At 41.9% G+C, this 24710-nt stretch carries 30 protein-coding genes; 13 read left to right on the forward strand and 17 right to left on the reverse strand.

Translation table 11 applies throughout. From position 1 onward, the window contains the following. Positions 1 to 102: 102 nt before the first annotated feature. Complete coding sequence (locus tag J2X69_RS06805) at positions 103 to 486, reverse strand: PIN domain-containing protein (RefSeq protein WP_310100554.1); 384 nt, start codon at positions 484 to 486, stop codon at positions 103 to 105. Further along, positions 483 to 689, reverse strand: a complete 207-nt coding sequence (locus J2X69_RS06810) for a type II toxin-antitoxin system VapB family antitoxin (protein WP_310100557.1) — start codon at positions 687 to 689, stop codon at positions 483 to 485. Before J2X69_RS06810 ends, J2X69_RS06805 begins: the two co-directional genes overlap by 4 nt. Before the next feature lie 233 nt (positions 690 to 922). Between J2X69_RS06810 and J2X69_RS06815 the strand changes: the two genes are divergently transcribed. Both J2X69_RS06815 and tnpA read left to right on the forward strand, forming a co-directional pair. After that, entirely contained in the window at positions 923 to 1201 is a 279-nt protein-coding gene (locus J2X69_RS06815) for a hypothetical protein (RefSeq protein WP_310100560.1), read from the forward strand. Positions 1202 to 1663: 462 nt separating this feature from the next. After that, a complete protein-coding gene (gene tnpA, locus J2X69_RS06820) occupies positions 1664 to 2116 on the forward strand; it encodes an IS200/IS605 family transposase (RefSeq protein ID WP_310100563.1) in 453 nt (150 codons plus the stop codon). A 656-nt stretch (positions 2117 to 2772) separates the two neighbouring features. Here tnpA and J2X69_RS06825 read toward each other — a convergent pair. From J2X69_RS06825 to J2X69_RS06850, 6 genes are read right to left on the reverse strand one after another with little or no spacing between them, the layout of a single operon-like run. Then, positions 2773 to 4257 carry an ATP-binding cassette domain-containing protein gene (locus J2X69_RS06825; protein ID WP_310100566.1) on the reverse strand — a complete coding sequence of 495 codons (1485 nt, stop codon included), beginning with the start codon at positions 4255 to 4257 and terminating at the stop codon, positions 2773 to 2775. Positions 4258 to 4310: 53 nt separating this feature from the next. Continuing rightward, on the reverse strand, positions 4311 to 4763 hold the full coding sequence (dtd, locus tag J2X69_RS06830; RefSeq protein ID WP_310100568.1) for a D-aminoacyl-tRNA deacylase: 453 nt from the start codon (positions 4761 to 4763) through the stop codon (positions 4311 to 4313). Further along, entirely contained in the window at positions 4760 to 5482 is a 723-nt protein-coding gene (locus tag J2X69_RS06835) for an NAD-dependent epimerase/dehydratase family protein (RefSeq protein ID WP_310100570.1), read from the reverse strand. The genes dtd and J2X69_RS06835 overlap by 4 nt, the downstream gene beginning before the upstream one ends. Position 5483: 1 nt before the next feature. Continuing rightward, the gene (locus J2X69_RS06840; protein WP_310100573.1) at positions 5484 to 6104 is read right to left on the reverse strand and encodes a thioredoxin family protein; all 621 of its coding nucleotides are present in this window, start codon (positions 6102 to 6104) and stop codon (positions 5484 to 5486) included. A gap of 31 nt (positions 6105 to 6135) precedes the next feature. Next, positions 6136 to 6546 (reverse strand): YkvA family protein, encoded by a 411-nt coding sequence (locus J2X69_RS06845; protein ID WP_310100576.1) that lies wholly within the window; start codon positions 6544 to 6546, stop codon positions 6136 to 6138. Between the two features lies 1 nt (position 6547). Continuing rightward, positions 6548 to 7069 (reverse strand): hypothetical protein, encoded by a 522-nt coding sequence (locus J2X69_RS06850; RefSeq protein WP_310100578.1) that lies wholly within the window; start codon positions 7067 to 7069, stop codon positions 6548 to 6550. Between the two features lie 110 nt (positions 7070 to 7179). On the opposite strand from J2X69_RS06850, the gene J2X69_RS06855 reads away from it, so the two are divergent. Together J2X69_RS06855 and J2X69_RS06860 are read left to right on the forward strand one after the other, a co-directional pair. Then, entirely contained in the window at positions 7180 to 7494 is a 315-nt protein-coding gene (locus J2X69_RS06855) for an iron-sulfur cluster assembly accessory protein (protein ID WP_310100580.1), read from the forward strand. A 338-nt stretch (positions 7495 to 7832) separates the two neighbouring features. Further along, positions 7833 to 8327 carry a DUF6265 family protein gene (locus J2X69_RS06860; RefSeq protein WP_310100583.1) on the forward strand — a complete coding sequence of 165 codons (495 nt, stop codon included), beginning with the start codon at positions 7833 to 7835 and terminating at the stop codon, positions 8325 to 8327. A gap of 248 nt (positions 8328 to 8575) precedes the next feature. On the opposite strand, the gene J2X69_RS06865 is transcribed toward J2X69_RS06860, so the two are convergent. After that, a complete protein-coding gene (locus tag J2X69_RS06865) occupies positions 8576 to 10120 on the reverse strand; it encodes an aldehyde dehydrogenase family protein (RefSeq protein WP_310100586.1) in 1545 nt (514 codons plus the stop codon). A 63-nt stretch (positions 10121 to 10183) separates the two neighbouring features. Further along, entirely contained in the window at positions 10184 to 11239 is a 1056-nt protein-coding gene (locus J2X69_RS06870) for a DUF4421 domain-containing protein (protein WP_310100589.1), read from the reverse strand. A 344-nt stretch (positions 11240 to 11583) separates the two neighbouring features. On the opposite strand from J2X69_RS06870, the gene J2X69_RS06875 reads away from it, so the two are divergent. Further along, positions 11584 to 12363, forward strand: a complete 780-nt coding sequence (locus tag J2X69_RS06875; RefSeq protein WP_310100592.1) for a glycosyltransferase family A protein — start codon at positions 11584 to 11586, stop codon at positions 12361 to 12363. Here J2X69_RS06875 and J2X69_RS06880 read toward each other — a convergent pair whose 3' ends face one another. Continuing rightward, positions 12364 to 13074 carry a glycosyltransferase family 2 protein gene (locus J2X69_RS06880; protein WP_310100595.1) on the reverse strand — a complete coding sequence of 237 codons (711 nt, stop codon included), beginning with the start codon at positions 13072 to 13074 and terminating at the stop codon, positions 12364 to 12366. Positions 13075 to 13155: 81 nt separating this feature from the next. After that, positions 13156 to 14358 (reverse strand): pyridoxal phosphate-dependent aminotransferase, encoded by a 1203-nt coding sequence (locus J2X69_RS06885; protein ID WP_310100598.1) that lies wholly within the window; start codon positions 14356 to 14358, stop codon positions 13156 to 13158. Positions 14359 to 14491: 133 nt separating this feature from the next. On the opposite strand from J2X69_RS06885, the gene J2X69_RS06890 reads away from it, so the two are divergent. Beyond that, positions 14492 to 15334 (forward strand): hypothetical protein, encoded by an 843-nt coding sequence (locus J2X69_RS06890; protein WP_310100601.1) that lies wholly within the window; start codon positions 14492 to 14494, stop codon positions 15332 to 15334. A gap of 3 nt (positions 15335 to 15337) precedes the next feature. On the opposite strand, the gene J2X69_RS06895 is transcribed toward J2X69_RS06890, so the two are convergent. Next, the gene (locus J2X69_RS06895; RefSeq protein WP_310100604.1) at positions 15338 to 15865 is read right to left on the reverse strand and encodes a YSC84-related protein; all 528 of its coding nucleotides are present in this window, start codon (positions 15863 to 15865) and stop codon (positions 15338 to 15340) included. 297 nt (positions 15866 to 16162) lie between these two features. Further along, the gene (locus J2X69_RS06900; protein WP_310100607.1) at positions 16163 to 16519 is read right to left on the reverse strand and encodes a YraN family protein; all 357 of its coding nucleotides are present in this window, start codon (positions 16517 to 16519) and stop codon (positions 16163 to 16165) included. A gap of 84 nt (positions 16520 to 16603) precedes the next feature. Between J2X69_RS06900 and lipB the strand changes: the two genes are divergently transcribed. The 6 genes from lipB to J2X69_RS06930 are packed head-to-tail and all read left to right on the forward strand — an operon-like array spanning position 16604 to position 22335. Beyond that, the gene (lipB, locus tag J2X69_RS06905; protein ID WP_310100609.1) at positions 16604 to 17329 is read left to right on the forward strand and encodes a lipoyl(octanoyl) transferase LipB; all 726 of its coding nucleotides are present in this window, start codon (positions 16604 to 16606) and stop codon (positions 17327 to 17329) included. Then, a complete protein-coding gene (locus J2X69_RS06910; protein WP_310100612.1) occupies positions 17326 to 17727 on the forward strand; it encodes a hypothetical protein in 402 nt (133 codons plus the stop codon). The genes lipB and J2X69_RS06910 overlap by 4 nt, the downstream gene beginning before the upstream one ends. Before the next feature lie 9 nt (positions 17728 to 17736). Continuing rightward, positions 17737 to 18486 carry a 3'-5' exonuclease gene (locus tag J2X69_RS06915; RefSeq protein ID WP_310100615.1) on the forward strand — a complete coding sequence of 250 codons (750 nt, stop codon included), beginning with the start codon at positions 17737 to 17739 and terminating at the stop codon, positions 18484 to 18486. Positions 18487 to 18539: 53 nt separating this feature from the next. Then, positions 18540 to 20741, forward strand: coding sequence for a ribonuclease R (rnr, locus tag J2X69_RS06920; protein WP_310100618.1), 2202 nt, complete (start codon positions 18540 to 18542; stop codon positions 20739 to 20741). Beyond that, complete coding sequence (locus J2X69_RS06925; protein WP_310100622.1) at positions 20704 to 21705, forward strand: polyprenyl synthetase family protein; 1002 nt, start codon at positions 20704 to 20706, stop codon at positions 21703 to 21705. Before rnr ends, J2X69_RS06925 begins: the two co-directional genes overlap by 38 nt. After that, the gene (locus J2X69_RS06930) at positions 21706 to 22335 is read left to right on the forward strand and encodes a rhomboid family intramembrane serine protease (protein ID WP_310100625.1); all 630 of its coding nucleotides are present in this window, start codon (positions 21706 to 21708) and stop codon (positions 22333 to 22335) included. A 29-nt stretch (positions 22336 to 22364) separates the two neighbouring features. Here the strand turns inward: J2X69_RS06930 and J2X69_RS06935 are convergent, their stop codons facing one another. After that, positions 22365 to 22673: an HPF/RaiA family ribosome-associated protein gene (locus J2X69_RS06935; RefSeq protein ID WP_310100628.1), complete on the reverse strand. Its 309-nt coding sequence runs from the start codon at positions 22671 to 22673 to the stop codon at positions 22365 to 22367. 108 nt (positions 22674 to 22781) lie between these two features. On the opposite strand from J2X69_RS06935, the gene J2X69_RS06940 reads away from it, so the two are divergent. Beyond that, a complete protein-coding gene (locus J2X69_RS06940; RefSeq protein WP_310100631.1) occupies positions 22782 to 23966 on the forward strand; it encodes a hypothetical protein in 1185 nt (394 codons plus the stop codon). Positions 23967 to 24102: 136 nt separating this feature from the next. Here J2X69_RS06940 and rpmA read toward each other — a convergent pair whose 3' ends face one another. Continuing rightward, positions 24103 to 24363, reverse strand: coding sequence for a 50S ribosomal protein L27 (rpmA, locus tag J2X69_RS06945; protein WP_310100634.1), 261 nt, complete (start codon positions 24361 to 24363; stop codon positions 24103 to 24105). A 35-nt stretch (positions 24364 to 24398) separates the two neighbouring features. Then, positions 24399 to 24710 (reverse strand): 50S ribosomal protein L21, encoded by a 312-nt coding sequence (rplU, locus tag J2X69_RS06950; protein WP_057939980.1) that lies wholly within the window; start codon positions 24708 to 24710, stop codon positions 24399 to 24401.

The following is a 24710-nucleotide window of genomic DNA, read 5'->3' on the forward strand; positions in this document are numbered from 1 at the left end:
ATTGGAGAATCTCAAGGGGACGCTAAAAATGAAATCCGTTTTCTGTGCCAAACAGATCTTCCAAAAAAATAGTCTGTAGTATCTCCCTTACACTGAAGTCAACTACGGTTTATAAATTCTGTTATAACCCGAAAAAGCTAAGATCTTGCGATCAAGAGTCCAAATCTCCAACCCAAATCTTTCAGCTGAATGAATGATCACCGCATCGATCAAACCAATTCCACGATTGATTAATCCAGCTTTTCTAGAAAAATCTCCAGATTCAAAAATCAATCCCGGCTGATCCAAAATCCGAAGTTGGCGATAGAAATCTTTGATCAAATTTAATTCTCTGGTATTCTTTACCCCTTGAAGCAACTCAGCAAAGATCAATTCCAAAGAATATATTTCGCCTTTCTCCATCAAATCTATCATCGGAGCGAAGAATTCCGGATTACCTTTTAGAAACTCGATCCACACTGAGGTATCGACAAGAACCTGCTTCATTGCTGATTGGTTTCTCTCAATTTGTCAGCGCCATACGTGAAAGCTATTGGCTCCGCTACTATTTGATCAGCCAATTCACGTAACTTTTTGCGAGACAAGTAGTCGCGAAGTGCTATCCTCAATGCTTCAGTAATATTTTTAGCTCCTGAGATTTCCATCACATCTTGGATCAATTCATCTTCAATTAAAGCAGTGACTTTCATAACTTTATAGTTTATACACAAAAATACGAAAGACTATCGTATAAACAATCGCTCAATTGTAATTGAACAGAACTTTGTTAGCTATTTTTAAAGCATTTGATTAATTTGTTACTCTACAAATCATACCTTCCAATGAAAATTATAAAGGGATTTGCGGGATTAGTTGGTTTATTTCTCCCTCTGCTTATAGGTAGTTCTATCGAAGCTCCAAGAGATATGGGACTAATTTTGATATGCTTTTTTCATTTGGAATTACCTCAAAGCTTCTCTTGCAGATTTTTGAAGGACCATTTCTGAATATTTCTTCAAATAGAAAAGCCACAGATCGTCATGAAAGATTTTTAGATTTCATTAGCTCATTTATATTATTTCTTGCTGTAGGTGCTTTAGTGGGTGAACTTGCCTTCTATCAAAAAATAGGCGCTATACCAATTATTTTAATTGTCTTTGGAATTTCCATTTATTTAGGCACCCATTATATCAATAAAAAGGGTTGGTTTTTTAATCAGTAAAAACATACCATTCCTCAATCCACTCAAATCAGCTCTGCATAATGAGTCCGAAATCCGAACTCATCCATTCCTTGTGATGCTACTTTTTGATGACACCCTTTCAGGGCTGAGATGAAAACGAAACACTTTTGATCTGATCACATCGACGGGCTACCCCCATCGCTGAATATCGAGCCCTTTCAGGGCTCAAACTATGGTGACATTACATTACCTCCCTGTCGCTTTCATATCACAAACAACACTGATTCCATAAAAGCAAAACACATATAATAAACAACTAAAATTCAGTCAATTGAAACACATTTTTTAGATCGGAAAACTTTATATTTATTAGCCTTGTAAGGGCAAAATAGCATAGCGGCTACTAGCCCTGAAAGGGCAAAACAACAGAGAAATGGTCGCCAGACCATTGTAGAGATAAGTAAATTTCATTTTTAAAGCCCTGAAGGGGCGCAATAAACTATGGGACAATCACTCGTGAAAAATTATGTGCACATTATTTTCAGCACGAAAAACAGACAGCCTTTTATCAAACAGGAATATGAAGACGAACTCTTTAAATACCTCGGTGGCGTTTGCAAAGCCTATGACTGTAGTCCTATTCAAGTAGGAGGATATTTAGATCACGTACATATCCTTTGTCTCTTAGCTAAGAACATGACAATTGCTAAGTTACTGGAAGAGATAAAAACAGATTCTTCCAAATGGATGAAAAAGCGCGCAGATGAACTGAGTAATTTCTATTGGCAGGATGGGTACGGGGCATTTTCAGTTAATCCAAGTCAGGTCGATACTGTCATTTATTATATTCAAAACCAGCGTAAGCATCATGAAAGGAAATCATTCCAACATGAATACAGGGCTTTTTTGAAAAAATACAAGGTGGACTATGATGAGCGATATGTGTGGGGGTAACTGTTTTTTTGTATTACGCCCTTTCAGGGCTGGGAACTAAATGATGAAAATCACAATATCAATGGGCGATGCCCATCGCTGGTTATTGAGCCCTTTCAGGGCCAACTAATGAAAAGTAAAATCTTCTTACTACAACTTAGTATGTACCTCCCACGGAAAATTAGATCTTCAACAAATCACCAAACTTCACAAACAACTGAAATCCAATTATTTGAAACATATATTTTCAGTCTAAAAACCTATATTCAGTAGCCCTGAAAGGGCAAAACAGTAAAGCAACGGTCGCCAGGCCGTTGCAGAAATAAGTAGTTTTCATTTTTAAAGCCCTGAAGGGGCGCAATAAACTATGGGACAATCGATCGTGAAAAATTATGTGCATATTATTTTCAGCGCGAAAAACAGACGGCCGTTCATGGGAAAAGAATACGAAGACGAGCTTTTCAAAATGATTTAATGATAAAATATAGCCCTCCGAGTAAAGCAAATATTCCGGCACAGAAAATTTTAACATCACCAACAATAAATTCTTTTTTGCTGAAGGCTCTGTCTCTAAATTGAGTCACGAAAATAATAACTGATATAAGAATAAAGCAAAAGCCAATAAAAAAAGTAAAGCTATCCATATACCAATTGATTTTTTTAGTCCTTTTATTTCCTCACCAATCATACAATCCACCCAGCTCCATCACCTTCCCCACCGCCTCAGGCACATCCTCGGCATAGTGGCTGACATAGATCAGGGTGACTGTACTTCGCTCACAGATTTGCTGTACAGTATCCTTGAAAAGTCTACGCTGAAACTCATCCATACCCTGTGATGCTTCGTCGAGAATCAGCAGTTTGGGCTGCTTGATCAGCGCGCGGGCTAGCAAAGTCCAGCGTTGGTTTTCCAAAGAAAGTCGATTGATGGGGATAGTTGCAAACGCTTCCAAGTGGAAGAGTTTCATCCAAGATTCAGCTAAGGCTTCCTGTTCCCCATTAACTTTCTTGAACAATCCCATGGTATCAAAAAGCCCTGAAAGGATGACTTTGCGGCAGGTTTGGTTGGCAGGAAAGAATCTACTGAGTTCCGGTGCTACAAAGCCGGTAGGCCGCTTCACATCCCAGATGCTTTCACCCGTTCCTCTTTTTCGGCCAAAAAGCCAAAAATCTTTGGAATAAGCTTGGGGATTTTCTCCGATCAGCAAACTGATCAACGTGGATTTCCCTGAGCCATTTGCTCCTTTTAGCAGCCAGCGATCTCCGGATGTAACCTCCCAGTTGAGATTCTTAAGGATTTGCTTATCTCCGTAGTTAACACTAAGGTTCTGTAGTCGAATCACTTCATCATTCTCATTTGGTCTTTTTGGCAAAAGCGAATCCAAAAGTTCCCAATCGTAAGACAACTTTTGCTCATGCTTAGCCGTCAAACGAAAGTCCTTTGCCAGCCAATCTCCTCCAATTCCTACACTGTTTAATTTCGCTACGTGGGTGATTCCTTCAGGAATTTCATTAGCAGAAGTAGTGAGCAACACATGCACGCCCTCAGAAATTATCGCTTTCAAAATCTCTCCGAACTCCGCTCTACTTTTCACATCCAAACCTGTCATCGGCTGATCCATTAGGTAGATTTTCGGCTGTCGCATCAGCCCCAGAGCAAGTGCCAGCCGTCGCGTTTCCCCATTGGAAAGCAAGAGCAAAGATTTATCCAGCAAGTGCTCCAAATGCAGCAATCCGGATACTTTCTCCAAAGTCCAGACTCCCTCAACTTTTGCTTTTACCTCCAATAAATATTCCTGCACGGTGGCGGTATCCTCAGATTCAGAGGAATTGAATCGTTGCTGGAAATAGAAGTTTTGCTGATTGGATTTATTGCGGATTTCGTACCGCTGGGACACATATGCGATCAGATCCCGAAAGGAATTGATCTCCCCTGCCTTGGTCTTCTCTTCGGTATAGTCCTTCGCAAAAGGACGGACAATTTCACCCGTTGGAATTACCGTATTCCCCCGAATAGCTTCTATAAAAGCTGTCATCTCAGCACCGTTATTGCCGATGACGGCCCATTGCTGGCCTTCTTTCCAGTTAAAATCCAAGGATTGAAAAACTTGTTTTCCTTTGGCAAGAACCTGGGCGGAAGTGATTGTTATGAGGGAATTCAAAATGGATAAATTGAAAGATTATAAAACTGAAAGATTGAAAAATTCATTGCTGATTACACCCTGTTCTTACTATCAATCAAGATGGTCACAGGTCCATCATTCACCAAGGAAACTTTCATATCTGCTCCGAATTCTCCTGTACCAATCGGCTTGCCCAGTTCAGATTGTAAAGCACTGATCATTTTATCATAAAGCGGAATCGCGATATCAGGTTTTGCGGCCTTAATGTATGAAGGACGATTCCCCTTTTTGGTACTCGCATGGAGCGTAAACTGAGATATCAGGAGAATCTCACCATCCACATCCCGCAGACTTTTGTTCATTACTTCCTTTTCATCCGGAAAAATCCGAAGACTGGCAATCTTATTCGACAACCAGACAATATCTTCCTCCGCATCACTTTCTTCTATTCCAAGCAAAATCATCAATCCCTTTCCGATTTCGGCTTTGACTTTTCCTTCAATTTTCACGGAAGCTTCAGATACTCTTTGGATTACTACTATCATTTACTACTTAAGTCTTGCATATCTCCGGAGGAGATGATTTCTACAGAATTGGATTTTTTCGTCAGTGCCGTCTTCACTATGGCTTTGGCCACTTGATAATCATAGATTGGTCTGAGATTTTTGAAAAGCTTCAGCCAAACGAGTGGCTTCATCACGATGGATGCCACCTGCTCCCCTAGCCTGAATTCATTTCTATTTCCCAACAAAAGAGATGGTCTGAACAGACCCAAATAATCGAATCCCATTGACTTGAGATCATCCTCTGTTTTTCCTTTGGTCCGGCCATAGAATATGGAAGAGTTTGGGTCGGCGCCGGATGCTGAAACATATAGAAATTTGGATGCCCCCAATTCCTTGGCCCATTTCCCGAATGTAATCACCAAGTCATGATCAATGGCGTAAAACTTCTCTTTGGAACCGGCTTGCTTGATGGTAGTCCCAAGGGAGGAAAAAGCATGAACCTCAGCTGATTTTTCCATTAGGCTATCAACAAGGGAGTTATATTCACCTCCCAAGCTCTGGGAGGTGACTTTTTCTTCCCAATCCCACTGGCTCAGCCTACTTAGGTCTCCATCGATCTGGACTAACTTCTGATGCTTTAGTGCAAGCTTTCTCCTCCCTACAGACATCACTGTATCGTATTCCGTATTTTGCAGGAGTTGATGAAGCAATTGCATGCCTACCAAACCGGAAGTTCCTGAGATTAGCGCGATTTTCATATTAGATGGTAGAAGCGATCAATGGCAAAAGTTCATTGGATAAAGATTGATTTTTATCTCTGGCATACCAAAGATGCGTGCCATCGGCAAATTCTGTTGCCGTAATATTTTGAGAATCCAGCTTATATGCTTTCAAGCGGTTTTGAAGGAATTCCGGTCTCGGTCCCCACACAAAAAGCTCTTTGCTAAGATCTCCATTCAAACCTATTAAAATCGGGATCGATCTCGCACCTTCCGTAAGATAGGCATCCATTAGGTCGGGATTTTCATCCCGAAGCACAAATTTCAACTTGATCAGGGGATTCAATTCGGCCAGTTTTGCAATGAAAGGCAAACTTTGTGCAGCATCGCCACACCAGGCCTCGGTGATCACCAGCCAAACTTGCGGAAATGAAATAGAAGTAACTACTTTATCAAGTTCAGTCGAAATCTTTGCCGTTTTGTCCCAGCGGTTCATCCGCTGCACATTCATTTTAGTATAGTTCAAATAGCTCTCGGAGTGATTGGTTCCTGTGGTCTTGTCTTCTGCCAACATCTGATTGATCATTTCCCTATACTCCGAATAGCTTTGCCCCGAATCAATAAGTTCGGGGGTAATCAACGTAGTTTCTTGGTCTAGCATTACATGAGATTTTGGCAATAAACAGCCTGAACTACACTTGAGTTCTTTCCCAGTTCAAAAACTCACTTATCTCATCTTGTATTTTGGCATATATGGCCAAAACTACACTTAAATCATCTGCGTAACCAATGACACCCAAAAAGTCGGGGATGATATCAATAGGCGACACAAAATAAACCAACGCCAGCAAAATCAATCCTAGCGTGCTGTTGGAGAGTTTGTGTGAACCGTTGAAATGTGCTTTGGTCATTCTGATAAAAACAGAAACCGGCTCGATTAGCTTTTTCACCCGTGGATTGTCTCCGAATCTGGAAATCTTATTTCCCACTCCGGCTATCAGCTCACTGACTTTCTCCTTTTGCTTGCCGAGCATATCTACCTGTTTGCCAAACATGGATTTCGCCCTGTCGATTGTCTCGGATGCTTTGGATTGAATAGTCATGCTAGAAGTAAATTTGGATCTCTGATTTTACTTGTTTCAACGCATATCCTATAGGATCGTTTTTTCTATCCAGTGCTTGGGCAAAAATTGCCTTTGCCATATCCAAGCCTGTGGCTTCTTCATTGAGCATTTGTCGGCTTTGATTAATAATCGTAGTGACTTCCTCCACTGCTCTCTTTACTGCCTCCCAGGTCTCCTCCGAAAAATACACCTGTTGAGAGAAATTATGGTTGAACTCCTCACGAACTTCTGCCAGAAGAAGAGAATGCAATTCTCCTGAAGTCAGGCCACCGGGGTTTGATCTCCGAACCAGATTATTCGGAGTGATCCGCTCAAGAAAAAGACAAATCCGCTCAGCCGCCTGCAATCGAATCGGCAGTATGGTTTGAGAATTTTTGGTTTTCAATTCTACCAGCGTCTTTTCTCTTTCCTTCGACAGGAAAGAAACAACTACGAGGTACATGCCATATAGGACAATGCCGGCAGGCAAAAGTATTTTCAATAAATCGACTACGTATTCCATTTTTGGGGATTAAACTCGAATTTGCACAAAATATCCCCGTCAGAAAACATCATGGGAATGTAAATTTGAATTCTCACGAACCAATTCCCTGCCAAAAACATTTCTTCCACATGATTATCCCCATTAAGATCACCGAAAAAGCCGAAGCTGAAATCAAAAACATCATGGCCAACAAAAATATTCCTGCTGATTATCATCTGCGTGTAGGAGTGAAAGGCGGTGGCTGTGGCGGAATGTCCTATGCTTTGGGTTTTGACAAGCCAAAAGATGAGGATCAGCAATTCGAGATTTTGGGGATTTCTGTGTTGATAGAAAAGCGGCACTTTATGTTTTTGATGGGAATGGAAATTGATTTTTTTGAAGGAGATGAGGCCCGTGGGTTTACTTTTATCAATCCAGAGATTCCAAAGCGTCACGATCTGTGAAAGTGAATTAACCTCGGAGTCTACGGAGGTTTGCGCAGAAAACCCAATCTATAAAGTTATCCTACTTCCCCCGGTTGTATTTTTAACCGCAAAGATTGAAGAGGTCGCAATTTGATACAGTTGTCCTGCTTCTTCATAAGCTGGACTTAATTAGCTCTTGGAATCGTTTGTCGAAGCTAATTCACGGATTTTTTCTAAATTCATCCAGTCCAAATCAGTTACTATGAAATCGAGCATGTCGAAGACGACACACAACTTGTCCCGAACTTGCTTCGGGAGAGGGATGATTATTCGCCTGGCGAGATTCCATCTGACCTCTTAAAACAAAATATAAACAGATGAAAAAGTCATTTCTTTCGTTAATTCTGCTCTTTATCAGTTTCATCGCATTTTCTCAGGTAAAACAACTGGAAAAAGACCAGGAACCGGGCAAAGGGAATATTTCTGACCTGGATTGGCTGGCAGGCTTTTGGACAGGAGAAGGGTTTGGAGGCGAATGCGAGGAGGTATGGATGCCAGCGGTAGATGGAAATATGATAGGTACTTTTCGCTTTTGGAGCGAAGGCAAGTTGATTTTTTCAGAATTCATGAATATAGTCCAAGAGGGGGAAAGCTTCTCTTTGAAACTAAAGCACTTCAATGCTGACCTTACACCATGGGAAGAAAAGGAGGAGTGGACAACATTCAGATTGGTCGGAACTGACGAGAATACTGTGTATTTTCACGGCTTGACCATGAAGAGGGAGGGCAATGAAATCAAACTTTGGCTTGCCCTGACTGAAGATGGAGTAAGAACAATAGAGGAATTGAATTACGTGAAGAAGGATTTTTAGGATATAATGCCCCTGTTCACTTTTTAACCCGCAGTTAGGCTGGGTAGTACAAGGCAGTCGTAAGCTTGATCGTTTGTGACAACAGTATCACCAATCGCTTAGTGCGGACATTGCCTCAAGATTTGTAATAGCCTAATCCGATTTTTGTTGGGGAGGTTCAAAACCCATTATAAAAAATAGAGTCAGAAGACAATTAACTACCTTGAAACAGCCCACTAAAGCAATCCAGTGGGCTATTTCGGAGGAAGTTATATATCAAACTTGATCCCCTGTGCCAATGGCAAAGTGGCTGAATAATTAATCGTATTGGTTTGCCTTCTCATATAAGCCTTCCAAGCATCCGAACCTGATTCTCTTCCCCCTCCTGTTTCTTTCTCACCTCCAAACGCTCCTCCTATTTCAGCCCCTGATGTGCCTATATTCACATTGGCAATCCCACAATCAGAACCTGCCACCGAAAGAAACGCTTCAGCTTCTCTCATATTCGTAGTCATGATTGCGGATGAAAGCCCCTGAGGCACGCCATTTTGCATAGCTATAGCTTCTTCAAGTGACTCGTACTTCATCAGGTAAAGGATCGGTGCAAAAGTCTCATGCTGAACTATGTCAAAGCTGTTTTCCGCCTCATAAACCGCAGGCTTTACATAGCATCCGGATTCATATCCTTCACCGGAAAGCACTCCTCCGTCTACCACGGTCCTCCCTCCTTCTTTCTTTACTTTATCGATAGCCTTTTCATACAATTTCACTGCATCCACGTCAATCAGTGGACCGACATGGTTCTTTTCATTTAGGGGATTACCGATGGCTAACTTAGCATAGGCAGAGGCTAATCGGGATTTCACTTCTTCATATACATTCTCATGAATGATCAATCGTCTAGTACTGGTACATCGCTGCCCTGCCGTCCCCACTGCTCCAAACAATGCTCCCCGTATCGCCATATCCATATCGGCATTTTCCGTGATGATGATGGCATTGTTGCCACCTAGTTCCAATAAGGATCTGCCCAGCCTTCGACCAACTGCTTCACCTACGAGTTTGCCCATTCGGGTAGAGCCCGTGGCTGATATAAGGGGAATTCTGGAGTCATTTGACATCAGCTCTCCTATTTTATAATCTCCTACCAAAAGTGATGAAACACCCTCCGGCATACCATGTTTTTCAAAAACTTCTGCAGCAATTTTCTGACATGCGATAGCAGAAAGCGGAGCTTTTTCTGAAGGTTTCCACACACAGACATCTCCACAAACCCAAGCCAGAGCTGCATTCCATGACCATACAGCTACGGGAAAATTAAAAGCAGAGATAATTCCCACTATGCCTATCGCATGCCACTGCTCGTACATTCGATGGCCGGGTCTCTCCGAGTGCATGGTCAATCCATACAACTGTCTGGAAAGCCCTACAGCAAAATCACAGATATCAATCATCTCCTGAACTTCCCCAAGTCCTTCCTGATAGGATTTCCCCATTTCGAATGAAACCAACTTCCCCAAGTCCTCCTTGGCATCTCTGAGGGCATTGCCAATTTCTCTCACCACTTCTCCACGCAGGGGAGCCGGCACAGTGCGCCAATGCAGAAATGCTTTTTGCGCCTGATCTATAACCTGCTCAAAAGTGGCTGCATTAGCCAATTGGACTTTTGCGATCTCCTTGCCATCGACTGGAGAAAAAGATGAGAGTAAAGATTCTTTGGAATCTAACCACTTTGAACCTGTTGCTACGCCCAGGTTTTCAGGCTGGATACCGAGTCTCTTTAGTGATTCTTGAATACCGAATTGATCCGTCATGATTTGGGTTCTTTAATTTTCAATGAATAATATAAAAGCGACAGCTTTAATTAAGTGCTGAAGTCAATAGGGTTGGATATTCTTATTGATTATTCGCATAGGATTGAGCCTGTAAAACCATTCGCCAAATTTTCTTTTAACCTGAAATTTGTAGATTAAGTTAAAGCGGTAATTACCGGTGTTGACAGCATGGTCAAATGGGCCTACTGCGACCAAATTTAGATTTTTGTGCACATAATTAACGTTTGCTGAAAATCGCTTGTCATTATAGCCAAAAAATCCACGTACCAAATAAGTGGGAACTCCGCCCCATTCCTTAAATAGATTATTGCTTCGCCCATACTCAGCAAACCCCACACTATAATTAACAGAGGCAACTCCCGTCAGAAAAAACCCTTTCCCAAAAACCAATGTTCCTGCCAATCCTGCATTCGGCCCAAACTGAAAATATCTGGATTTGTCAAAGTTGAATTCCGCTACATCTTCAGAAGTAGGAAGTAAAAGAGAATCTGACTTCACACTTCCAAAATAACCTTCGAATCCAACAAAAGGTGAAAAAGCGGATTTCTTTTGTATTGCTACTTGATTGAAAGCTGCGGCAAGAGAGAGTTTGTCCCCTCCAAATAAATAGTTCGCATTGAGCCCAACCATATTTACCCGCATATCTTCACGTAAATATTTTTCATCAGAATTCAGCAAATCACCCGCATCCATGGTATATCCCCTGTAAAATTGGCCATAAAAGTCAAAAATCCACTTCTGGGGATATGCATGCATTTGAAGATCCAGAAAAAGAGGCCATTTTTTTTGTCGATTGGGATTCATGAAACCAAATGGCACAGCGATATTTAGTGTGAATGTCTGGTAAGTCAGCCCCAGCCCCATATTCAACCCGGAATTAGGATCGAAAGAATATCTACGCCCCGTCTCAGGAGCCTTTATCTGTAAGTTTGTGTATTTGTGCGACAAATACCATCTTGCCGCAAATAACAGGTCTGTTGGCTCAATATAAGCAGTGTCAAGATTTTGGGATTTATTTTGGGCATTCGCCTGGGAAAAACCCAGAAAAACCCCAAAAAACCAGATAACCAAAAAGACAATGGGTTTGGCTCGAAACATAGGTAATGGGGAATATTGTAATAGTAGGTCTAAAAATTCATAAAATAATGTTCAAAAAAAAATCCGGACCTTAATCCGGATTTTTTTTTGAACAAGTTGAGCCTGAAAAATAGACTATTTTCATAATATGTACTTCAAAAAGTCAAATATTTCCGAAAAGTTCTTTAATCACCAGTTTAAAGTTATAAATTCAGCGCAATAAAACAAGCGATTATTTGGATTTTTTACACATAACCCAACTAATGCTTTCCCCTTTTTTGAAATCGTACAACAATCTTTATAATAAGAAAACTCACATTCTATTAAATTAACTTGCAGCGAAGTTCATATATCCAAAAAAGGCATTGAAACCCACCATTTCCATAATTATTCCTTGCTATAATCAGGCAAATTACCTTAACGAAACCGCCGAATCAGCCCTCAATGCCAATTATCCTGAGCTTGAGATCATTATCATAAATGACGGATCTACTGACAACACCGAGGAAATCGCTGAAGAATTAACAGAAAAGTACAAGAATGTTTATTTACTAAATCAACCTAACTCGGGTGTTACCATAGCGAGAAATGCCGGGATAGAATTTTCTAACGGAAAATACATACTCCCTCTGGATGCGGACGATCTGATCTATCCGGCTTACATACCTGATGCCATCGAAATTCTGGAAAAACGACCGGAAGTAAAAGTAGTCTACTGTAAAGCTGTGAAATTTGATGAAGAATCAGAACGGAACTGGAAGCTTAAGCCTTTCAGTTTAAAAAGTTTGGCAAAAGACAATATGATCTTCGTGAGCGGGATTTTCAGGAAATCCGATTGCTTGGCCGTCGGAGGATTTGATGATCAAATGACCATGGGAAGAGCAGATTGGGAATTCTGGATCAACTTACTCAAAAACGGCGGTGAAGTCGTTCAACTCCCCTATGTGGGTTTCAAATATCGCCTCACAAAATCCGGAAGTATGAGAAAAAAAACCGGATCGAATGAGTTAAAAAGAAAGCGCATAGCTTTTCTGAATGCCAAACACAAGGATTTCTTTGAAAAGCACCTAAATGGCCCACTTAGGTTTCAACGCACCTGGTCAAGACCTTACAATACCCTGATGAAATTTCTGGGTAAATCCTGATTAGATTTTATCCATTCCTTTCCAAAACTTCAGGAAGTAGTATTTCAGTGGATTGCTGTATTTGAGTTGCTTCCATGGTCTGCTTGCATGAGGTCTGTGCCAGACAGGAGCATTCATGAGTACATGATTTTTAAACCCGAGTTCGACGGACTTCTTCGAGATAAAGGTATCATACCAATCTTTGGCTTCATCCAGCCCTTTAAAGTCATATGCATTCAAAAAGTCGGCAGAGAAAAGTGTACAACAAAAGCTCAAACTCCTTGATGTGTCAATCACCTGCTCCTTCACTCCTTTGAACTTCAAATAGGGAAAATTCACCACACCTCTTTCGTCTACTGTCACCGAACCTACCAGTCCTGATTTTGCAGTGGATTTTTGAAAATCCAGCAAGTCAGCAACGGTTTCTGGCTTTACCACCACGTCGGATTCAACAACCAAAAGCGGCAGTTTCTGTTCAATTGCCATTTTCTGAGCCATTTGCAATACAAGCTTATAATTTGGCGAAGGATGGTCTGTATGGTCTTCCAGGTGTACGAGTTCATAACCGATTTCAGATTGATTCAGCTCCAATCCTGCTTTGGTTTCTTCTGTACTGAAGTCGTTAAATATTACATGTTTTACCCGTATTGAAGATCCGCTTATCGCCCTGGCAGTATCCAAGGTGGTCTCAAGGGAATTTTTAACAGGAGTGATTACGATTACTTCAGCCATAGGGTAATTTTTTTCAAAAATAAGCCTTTCCGGCTAGGCAAAAAATAACCCCGGCATTTGCCGGGGTCAAGTGCTTAATTATTAGGCTAGTTCGCCAAGAGCTTTTTTCATTCTGCCCAGCGCATCCACCAGTTCCTCATCAGATGCTGCATAAGAAAGCCTGATACAATCAGGTGCTCCAAAAGCAGCTCCTGTCACTAATGACACATGAGCTTCAGCCAATAGGTACAGGCATAGGTCATCCGCATCTTTGACATCATGACCTTTGGCAGATTTACCAAAGAAGGCTGTCACATCAGGGAAGAAATAGAATGCTCCCTCAGGCACGTGGGTTTTGATCCCGGGAATATCACGAAGCAAGTCCAGCACCAATCCTCTTCTTCTTAGGTAAGCATTTGCCATTTCGGTAGTCGGAGTCTGATCTCCGGAGATACCTGCCAATGCAGCTCTTTGGGCTATGCCTGTTCCTCCTGAAGTAAACTGACCCTGGATTTTCTCTACAGCTTTTGCCATCCATACCGGCGCACAGATGTAGCCTACTCTCCAGCCTGTCATCGCATATCCCTTAGAGAAACCATTGACAGTGATAGTTCTGTCAAACATTCCCGGGAAAGAAGCAATGCTGTAATTTCTGCCTGCAAAGTTGATTTTCTCGTAGATCTCATCCGCGATCACCATGACATTCTCATGTTTTTTCACCACTTCGGCGATGGCTTCCAGCTCTTCCTTGCTGAATACCGATCCCGTAGGATTGCACGGAGAAGAGTAGATCACTCCCTTTGTTTTTGGAGTGATGGCAGCTTCCAGTTGAGCCGCAGTAGCCTTGAAATTATTCTCCAAAGTACCTTCGATCAGCACAGGAACGCCACCTGCCAATTTGATGATCTCAGCATAGCTAACCCAATAAGGGGAGAAAATCACCACTTCGTCACCTTCATTGATCATGCACATGAACACATTGGCAATGGAGTGCTTTGCTCCTGTAGAGACAACAATATTCTCAGCTTTAGCTTCAGAGATTTCATTTTCTTCGCGAAGCTTCTTTGCGATAGCTTCTCTCAAATCCTGATAACCTGCTACAGGAGGATATGAAAAATACTTTCCTTCGTCGATTGCATCTTTTGCAGCCTCTTGAATATGCTGTGGAGTCTTGAAGTCGGGCTCACCCAAGCTAAGGCTGATGATATCAATTCCCTGCGATTTCAGCTCTCTTGCTTTTTTTGCCATGGCAAGAGTGGCTGATTCCTCCATATTGATTATCCGGTCTGATAAAATAGAATTCATTGTTTGAGAGATTTTTTTACAAATTCCACAAAAATAGAGAGAAGATTATAAAATCTAAACAATCGATGACTTTTGATCCCGAAATGTTATTTTTGGATAAAATACACCGAAGTATATTGCGTTTTTCTTATCGATGAGTAGATATTATATCATTCTTATTTTCCTCTTACTTCTCACCCGGGTTTCTTTTGCCCAGCAAGATGCCGAATCAGATCCTGATTCCAGTGGTGTGGTGCATTCCAGGTTACTGCCTACCACCATGCCCTTGCTGCTTTTTGATGATTCCAAGGAGAGAGAAGAAAAAAAAGAGAAAAAAAAGAAAGCCCGCAAAAATGAATGGTTTGGGATTAAAACCCGAAAAGGATACACCCGTCAAGAAATTCGAGACCAACGAATCCTTGAGTTTTTCAACTACACCGATGAGGTCCGAAAGCCCGATCCTTATATTCGCGATGTCTATTGGTTTGATCCGCAGGATAAACGCGTCAAAGCAAGAGATTACGAAACCGGAAAAGGCTATTTACTTCATGGCCCATATGAGCGGGTAGTCAATGGAGAAGTGGTAGAAAGCGGCATGTTCTATTATGGCACCAAGCATAAGACATGGATGCTTTTTGATTCCAAAAATATACTTCAGGACAAAAGTCACTTTGAAGCAGGCTGGCCTAGAGAATCCCGCACCCGATACTTCGATCAATCCGCCAAGTCTATCCAAGAGATCATTCCGGTACAGTATGGACTGGAGGAAGGAAACTACTTCCACTTCTATGAGGACAAACAAGTGGCTGTGACTGGGGAATACCAATATGGAGAGAAAGTCGGGCTTTGGACAGAATATTGGGACATGAATAACACTAAAGCCATCCGAAAGAGAGAAATCCAATACCAGGAAACTGCCTATACAAAAAATTTCCGCCCTTACATTCGTGCAGAATGGGATAAGGACGGAAATCTCGTTTATCGAAAAGACAATTAAACCTTAATTCTCTCTGAACTTAAACTGCTGCCCCCCTACTGAGGCCTCATACATCAATCCTCCTTTGGTACGTGTAAATACAGCTACTCCTTCCACATACTTTGCATTGGCTGATGCTCCGGAAGCTGCAGCTACTGCGGATACCTGAGCGGACATTTCCACCTTGCTGTTCTTGAAGCGATCAAAAACCTCTTTGTTTTCGAAAAACACAACTTCAGAATAGGCCTGCCCACCGGCTTGGAAGCCAATAGTGAGCTGGGTCATTTTGGCATAGCCCACTTTGTCACCTCCCTGATAAGCCACTCCGCTCCCTGCGGCTCCACCGATTCCAAGACCACCTTTACCCACATTCGGTAAGATAATGTAGCCATATGAAGAGTCGAAAAAGCTCTCCATTGTTGGATCGTCTTTCAGAAATGCCTCTTTGGCATTTTCACTGTCTTCTACTATTCTCTGATCTTTCTTAGCATCTTGGGCAAAAGTGGCGAATGCCATACATGCAAATAAGAAAGTAACTGTTACCTTTTTCATGTGTCTATAATTTGTTTTTGAATGGTCACATGGAATCTCGCATATGGGATAATCATCCCTCTCCCGAAGCAAGTTCGGGACAAGTTGTGTGTCGTTTTGGACATGCTCGATTTCATGTGTTTTTAATTTGTTTTTGAATGGTTAAATGTCCGCCTGTCGTCGGACAGGGAATCCCTCCCTGCGGCAGGCAGGTCGCATGGCTGAAAATCATCCTAGTTGTGTGTGACTTTTGAGTCATGCCTGACGGTAGGCAGGCTCGATTTCATGATTTTTAAAATTGAAACGGGGGGTGATTGTTTAGTAAAATGCATCCTCAAAATGCCTGAAATTAATTTTTCCTGTACGATCCTTATAAACGCCAATGATATCAAAGCGGATATCATTATGCCAATCTTTTTCAAAGATGTAATGATCCGCTGCTTTGATGAGAAGTTTTCGTTTGGTGGAATCCACAAACTCTTCTGCAAAACCAAAGCCGGTACCGGATCTAAACTTAACTTCAACAAAAATTAACAATCCGCGGTGTTTCAGAATTAAATCAATTTCCGCATGTCTATGCCGATAGTTTGTTTCGACAAGTTCATACCCTTTTCCTACTAAAAAATCAGCCGCAAGTTTCTCTGCAAGTTTTCCGGAATCGTTGTGTTCTGCCATCTTGGATATTTGTTTAATTTTGAAAAATCAATGAACGAACCCGTTGGCAGTTCAGTTGAAAAGTAAATCCCTCGGGACTATCCGATGAATGAAATTATCAATAAAAAAGTAGAATTCCGAGATCTTGGACAGCTTGATTATCAGCAAGCTTGGGATTATCAGGAAGAATTATTTGCTGCTACAGTAGCATTGAAAATCAAAAACCGCGCTTTATCAGCAGAAGATCAGTCGCCAAGTAACAACTTCGTTCTCTTCGTAGAACATCCTCATGTGTATACTCTGGGCAAAAGTGGCAAGGAAGAGAATTTGCTTTTGGATGAAAGCGGTCTAACTGCCCATCACGCACAGTACTATAAAATAAATCGCGGAGGAGACATAACTTATCATGGACCGGGGCAGTTAGTTGGCTATCCGATCTTGGATCTTGACAACTTCTTCACGGATATACACAAGTATCTCAGATTGCTCGAAGAAGCGATCATTAGGACGCTGGCCGATTATGGCGTGGAAGCCGGAAGAATTGATGGTCTCACCGGAGTATGGATCGATCATATAGAGCAAACCAATCCCAGAAAAATCTGTGCGATGGGCGTGAAATCCAGTCGCTGGGTGACCATGCATGGGTTTGCTTTCAACGTCAATACAGACATCAGTTATTTCGGACATATAATCCCCTGCGGCATAGATGACAAAGCCGTCACATCCCTGCATCTTGAGCTAGGCAGACCAGTGGACATGCAGGAGGTCAAAGCAAAAGTAAAGCAGCATTTGACCGAATTATTTGAAATGGAGAATATAGAAGCACAATGAAGAAAGACATAGATTTTCACCCTGTGACTGGGGTAAAGCTAGCTATCGCAAAAGAAGAAACTCCCACCGGAACAGAGTGGGCTGTGTATATCATCAACTTGAATTTGATTGAACTGAAAAATGTGATGATCACATCCAAAGGATACGGGGAAATAAACGGAGAAGTACGAAAAACATCCACACTTCGACACATGCTCGATGAACTGGGTGAACAGTCTGTAGCCAAAGTCGAACCGATCGACCCTTCCGTTTTTGCGTTAAACAATGAGTTTTGGGTCAGTTACTACATAATGGATCAGATTTTTGATAAAAAGTTTATCTTTACTTCAGGCAGTTTTGATTCCGGATTTATTAAGATGATTCCGGAAATCGGCTTGGAAGGAGTTCTTCACGCATAATGTAGACTTATGGCAGATTTTTTTGATCAACTGAATGACATCCTGTTTCTGGATATAGAAACGGCTTCATTGACTGAGAAATACGAAGAACTGCCCGAGCGAATTCAAGAAGAATGGCTAAAGAAAGAACGTTTAATCCAGGGGATTGAAAACAATCTAGAGCCTGGGGCATTATATTTTGACCGAGCGGGGATTCACGCCGAGTTCGGTCAGGTAGTCTGTGTGGGAGTAGGATACTTTCAGTGGAAAAAGAAAGACAAAAAACTGGCCTTCAGATCGAAATGTTATGCAAATGAAGAGGAACGGGAACTTCTTTCAGAGTTTAAGGGGTTGTTAGAAAAGAAAAAATGGATTCTTTGCGCCCACAATGGTAAAGAATTTGATTTCCCTTACCTCTGTCGCAGAATGCTCATCCAGGGAGTAGCCTTGCCTGAGCCTTTACAGATCTCAGGGAAAAAACCCTGGGAAGTTCGCCATCTCGACACGATGGAGCTTTGGAAGTTTGGAGACTACAAACATTACACCCGCCTGGAGCTTTTAGCTTCAGTTTTTGGAATTCCATCTTCAAAAGATGATCTTGACGGAAGTCAGGTCAATACTACTTTTCATCTGGAAAAAGACGTAGAAAAAATCAAAAAATATTGCCTGAGAGATGTGGAAGTCACAGCTCGGGTATATATGGCTATGCATCCGCAGGCGGATGACCTAGAAATAGAAATCATCCATTTAGAGGATTCAAAAAAAGATCACAAAGATTAATGGGCGCAGGGACATAAATCTTTTTACCTTAACATTAATCAACAACCCAAATCATGGGAAGAAAATCAGACAGAAAACAAACAAGCAAGACTAGAGGAGGAAAACAAACAGATGCTGCCAGCCTGGCACGTCGTATCCTTCAATTTTTAGATGCACATTACGGAGAAGAATTCAACTCCAAACAGCTTATCAAGAAACTGGAAATCCGGGATGCCCTCACCAAAGGAGGGGTGGAACCGGTGCTTAGCAAACTGGTAGAAGCCGGTTCAGTTTCCCGCAATCCAAGAAATTATTATTCATCAACCCAGAACCCTGAGTTCATTGAAGGTATAGTGGATTTTGTGAATCCTCGATTCGCATTCATTGTTCCCCTCGACCCGGAAAAGGCAGAAGGAGATATTCTGGTCAAAGAAGCTGACCTCAAGCAAGCCCTTGATGGGGATAAGGTCCGCGTTATGATCTACCCTCTCAAAGGAAACACGGGGCGTGTAGAAGGCAAAGTACTGGAAGTAGTGGAAAGAAACCGCGATGAATTTGTGGGCCGGGTAGAAATATCACCACGCTTTGCATTTGTGGTTCCTGACTTTAAGAAAATGCACAAAGACATCTTCGTCCACCGTGGCGGATTAAATGGAGCAGTGCATGGGGAAAAAGTGGTAGTGAAACTAACCGAATGGAGAGAGGGAGATAAAAACCCAACTGGAGAAGTGACTCGTGTATTGGGAAAAGCCGGTGAGCACGAGGTGGAAATCCACTCCATCATGGCAGAATTTGGATTACCATTCGAGTATCCTGAAGAACCGGAAAAAGAAGCAGAAGCGATTTCAGAGAAAATCACAGTGAAAGAAATCAAGAAAAGAAAGGATTTCAGAGACATCTTGACTTTCACCATTGATCCTGCCGATGCGAAAGACTTTGACGATGCCATTTCCTACAGAAAATTGGAAAACGGCAATCATGAGATAGGAGTTCATATCGCTGATGTGACCCATTACGTGCAGCCAAAAACCGCATTGGAGAAAGAGGCATATAATCGGGCTACTTCAGTTTACTTGGTAGATCGCACCATCCCTATGCTTCCGGAGCGCTTGAGTAACGGACTTTGTTCTCTTCGCCCACATGAAGACAAGCTGACGTTTGCCTGTGTATTCGAGGTGGATGATGAGGCCAATGTGAAGAAGCACTGGATTGGCAGAACTGTGATCCACTCTGATAGAAGATATGCTTATGAAGAAGCACAGGAAAACATCGACAACCAATCCGGCGATTTCTTTGAAGAACTGACTTTGCTGAATGTGATGGCGAAAAAAATCCGCCAACGAAGGTTCAAGCATGGCGCGGTTAACTTTGAAACCGTTGAAGTGAAATTCAAATTGGATGAAAAAGGGACTCCCCTAGGCCTGATGATCAAGGAGCGAAAAGATATACATAAGCTCATTGAAGAATTTATGCTTTTGGCAAACAAATACGTGGCTGAGTTTATTTTCAATAAGAACAAAGGAAAAGATACTTTCGTATATCGTACACACGATTCTCCTGATATGGATCGCCTGGATACATTCTCCGGATTTGCGAAGCGATTTGGTCATCCTTTTGACATAGAAAACGAGAAAAACATTTCCGCTGCACTGAATAAGCTGATGGAAGACATACAGGGCAAACCTGAGCAGAATGTGCTTGAGCAGCTTGCAATTCGCAGTATGGCAAAAGCCAAATATACCACTGAGCCAAAAGGGCACTTTGGGCTTGCATTTGCACATTACTCCCACTTCACCTCTCCTATCCGTCGATATCCCGATATGATGGTTCACAGATTGCTCGAGCTTTATCTTGAGGGAGGAAAATCTCCAGACGCAGAAGCGTGGGAGCAAAAATGTGTTCATTCTTCAGAGCGTGAAAAACGTGCTGCGGATGCGGAAAGAGCTTCGATCAAATACAAGCAAGTGGAATTTATGTCCCTTGCAGAAGACAAAGATTATGAGGGAATTGTAGCCGGAGTGACAGAATGGGGAGTTTTTGTCGAGATTACAGAAACTAAGTGTGAAGGCATGATCCGTGTGCAGGACATGGATGACGATTACTACGACTTCGACCAGAAAAACATGCGTTTAGTGGGTTCGAAGACGAAAAAAATGATCACTTTGGGCGACAAAGTGAAGGTCCGGGTAGTTAATACCGATATTGACCGTAGAACAATTGATTTGGAATTTGCAGATAATGACAGGAAAAAGCCACGCGCACGCGCTGTTAGGTAAACTGGAGAATTACATCCAGAATGAATTCCCGGTAGATGCCGGAATAGGGAAGTCACCACGAGAACTTTATGAACCGATTACTTACATACTAAGTCTGGACGGAAAAAGAATCCGTCCATTGCTTAGTTTATTGGCCTATGGGATCTATAAGCCAAATCCCGAGGCAATCCTAAGTCAGGCGGTAGCTATAGAAGTTTTTCACAACTTTACGCTGATGCATGATGATATTATGGACGATGCTCCCCTCAGAAGAGGAAAAAAAGCCGTCCATATGAAGTGGAACAACAATGTAGCTATACTTTCAGGAGATGTAATGTTGGTCAAAGCATATGATTTGCTGTTGCCCACAGAAGCAGATAAACTGGGGGAGGTCATTCGATTATTCAACAAAACAGCTGCAGAAGTATGTGAAGGACAACAGTTCGATATGAATTTTGAAACCTTGGAGTCTGTCCACGAAGAAGAATATCTCGACATGATCCGTTTGAAGACAGCGGTACTTGTTGGGTTTGCCTTACAACTGGGTGCTTTGCTAGCCGGAGCGGAGAAGAGTGATGCTCAGAAACTGTATGATTTTGGCATGAACATCGGGGTGGGTTTTCAGCTGAAAGATGACTTGCTTGATGTATTTGCCGATCAGGCAAAATTCGGAAAGCAGGTTGGTGGAGATATTATTTCCAATAAAAAGACCTTTCTTTTGATAAAAGCCCTGGAACTGGCGGAAGGCGAAGATGCCGAAGCACTAAACTATTGGCTAGCTCAGACTGAATTTGACAAAGAAGAAAAAGTAAAGGCTGTTCGCAGGATTTACGAAAAGCTGGGAATTAAGGCATTTACAGAAGCCAAAATGAATTCCTATTTCGAAGCCGGATTTGCGCAGTACGAAGCGATCCATTACAAAAACGAGGACTATTTCCTCGAACTCAAGAAAATAACCCAGGACTTAATACACAGAGAAAAATAAATGACCTTATCCATCACAGTTGTCCTGATTATTCTTACTTCCATTTCCAGTTTTTACGGAATCAATAATGTAGCCTTTATGGACCGCTGCATGTTTATTCCTTATAAAATCAAGCGGGATGCACAGTGGGATCGTTTTGTCACCTCAGGCTTTATTCACAAAGACTATATCCACCTCCTTTTCAACATGTTCACCTTTTACTTCTTTGGAGGTGTGGTGGAGCAAGTTCTCGCCTATAAATTTGGTGTGGTGACAGGCGGTGTGATATATGTCCTATTCTATCTTCTGGCGATTGTCATTGCCGATATCCCTACATATCTCAAAAATCAGGACAACAGTTACTACAGAGCATTAGGTGCTTCAGGAGGAACGGCTGCAACGGTTTTTGCCAGTATCATTATCCTACCGCTTTCGAACATCTGCCTATTTGGGATTCTTTGCTTACCCGGATTTGCGTTAGGCATTCTATTTCTGATTTATTCCGCAGTGCAAGCCCGAAAAGATTCAGACAGTATAAATCATGATGCCCATTTTTACGGAGCATTATTCGGCATTGCAGTTATTCTAGTTATTTTTCCACAAAGTGGGGTAAATTTTATTCAAGAAATCAAAAGCTACCGTCCCTTTTGACGGTAGCTTTTTTTAAACTTTCACTTATATTATTTCAATTTTTGGAGCTGTCTGATATTTTTATCTGTCACGGATTTCAGCATCCCTATCCAATTATCTCCATCCTCATCAGCGTAAACATCCGGACCGGGAATAGCCACACGCATTCCCAATTTAGAGACCGAAGTCCCTCCCTGCCCCTCTTTATTGATATATAGGTTCACCTCATTGATATCATTGGCAAATCGTGTAAGCTTGTCAATGCACGATCTTAACTCCGCCTGAACTGTTTCGTCCACTTCCATATGGGGAGCCTGAACATCAATTTTGATTCCTCTGTAGTTTTCTGTGTAATTCATAATAGCAAAATTTAGTTAGTAATTATAGCATGGCTTCCTGTTTGTAGGAAAATAACATACCACTCTTATTAGATGGGGAAATAAATTACAACCTAAAATCCATAAACCATGAAAATTTTCGATCGCAAAAAGTTCGTAGATCTTTCACAAAAATCCGCCCAACCTTATATTTCAATATTTGTCCCTTCGTCCAGGCTAAGTACAGATGCCTACAAGCAGGATAAAATCCATTTAAAAAATCAGCTAGCCGCTGTGGAGAAGAAACTCGAGAAGGATTATCAATTAGAATCCGAAGAAATAAACAATCTTCTCCAGCCCGGAAAGGAGCTTTTGAACAGTTCAGAATTCTGGAAACATAACTCAGATATGATAGCCTGCTTCTTATCAGAAGGCCAAGTAGAACTTTTACAAGTTCCGATAGCCATTGAGGAAAGTATGAATTTCGTGGGAACAAAACCGTTTTTGCTTCCGCTGCTTCCCGCCATTACGGATAACGGACATTACTACCTCCTTGTATTGAATCTCGAGAAAATCCATCTTTATGAGGCAACAAGAAATGTAATTCAAGAAGTAATCCTTGACCCTGAGAAGGTGGCAACCTCTTTCATAGCGGAGGAAGAGGATTTTGAAAATCAGAAATATCTTCAAGGCCAAGGTGGTGTAGGAAGTGCGGGAGCTATGTTTCACGGACATGGAGAAGGATCGGATGAAGAGAAGAAGCAATCCATCCTCAATTATTTCCACAGAATGACAAATATGCTTGAGCCCATTCTCTACAAGAACCCTCTTCCGCTTTATTTAGCCGGAGTAGATTATTTGATTCCAATATTCAGAGAAGCAAGCAAATATAACGGCTTGATGGATGGACATGTCTCCGGCTCATTCACTGAAAAAGACATGGACATTCTTCATCATGATTCATGGGAACTGGCATCATCTCATTTTGTAGCTGAAAGAAATAATACCATAGAATCCTTTCAGGCCAAAAAAGCGGAAGGATTGGCAATGGACAGTGAAACCGAGGAATTACTCAAGGCTTCTTTTACAGGTGCTGTTGACACATTATTTGTATCCAAAGAGCACAAGCATCTATGGGGAAGATATAATGAAGAAGAGCACAGCATAGAACTGGAAGACACTCAAAACAACGGGGGACATTGTCTCATAGATGAAGCCGCTGCCACTGTCCTTCGATCCAAGGGCAATGTGTATATGACTGATCCCGGAGACATGCCTGGTGATGCCCCTATTGCCGGGATATTACGATACCCGCTTACGGCATCGGCTTCTTAATTGTAAAAAAATTTTCACCAACTGCTACAGTTGGATGTTTGGCAAAATTGGAAGGCACGCTAGTATAGAGCGAGCCTAGTCAAAAAAAAGAGAGGGTCGAACCCTCTCTTTTTAATAAGTTTAGCCAGAGACTTGATTATGCCTCAGCAGGCAATACACTTACGTATGATTTGCCATCAAATTTCTTTCTGAAGGTTACCACACCGTTAGACGTTGCAAACAAGGTATGATCTTTACCAAGTCCTACATTCTCACCCGGGTGATGCTTAGTGCCTCTTTGTCTTACAATGATATTTCCGGCGATTACTACTTCGCCACCAAATTTCTTCACACCCAATCTCTTGGATTGCGAATCTCTACCGTTTCTGGAACTACCGACGCCTTTCTTATGTGCCATGGTTTTATTCTTTTATGTTTTTCCGAAGAGAAAACTTAGATTGAAATGCTTTCTATCAATACTTTGGTGAAGTCTTGTCTGTGACCGTTCTTCTTCTTGTAGCCCTTACGACGCTTCTTCTTGAAGACGATGACTTTATCACCTTTTACATGATCTAGGACCTTCCCAGATACCTTCGCTCCTGCCAAAAGGGGAGCGCCTACAGACACAGATCCATCAGCTTCTGCCAATAGTACCTGGTCGAATTCCACGGAAGCGCCAGTTTCTAAATCTAGCTTTGGAGCATAGACGAACTGATCTTGTGTTACTTTGAACTGCTTACCTGCGATGTTTACAATTGCGTACAT

It is taken from the genome of Algoriphagus sp. 4150 (assembly GCF_031457395.1).
Taxonomy (GTDB): domain Bacteria; phylum Bacteroidota; class Bacteroidia; order Cytophagales; family Cyclobacteriaceae; genus Algoriphagus.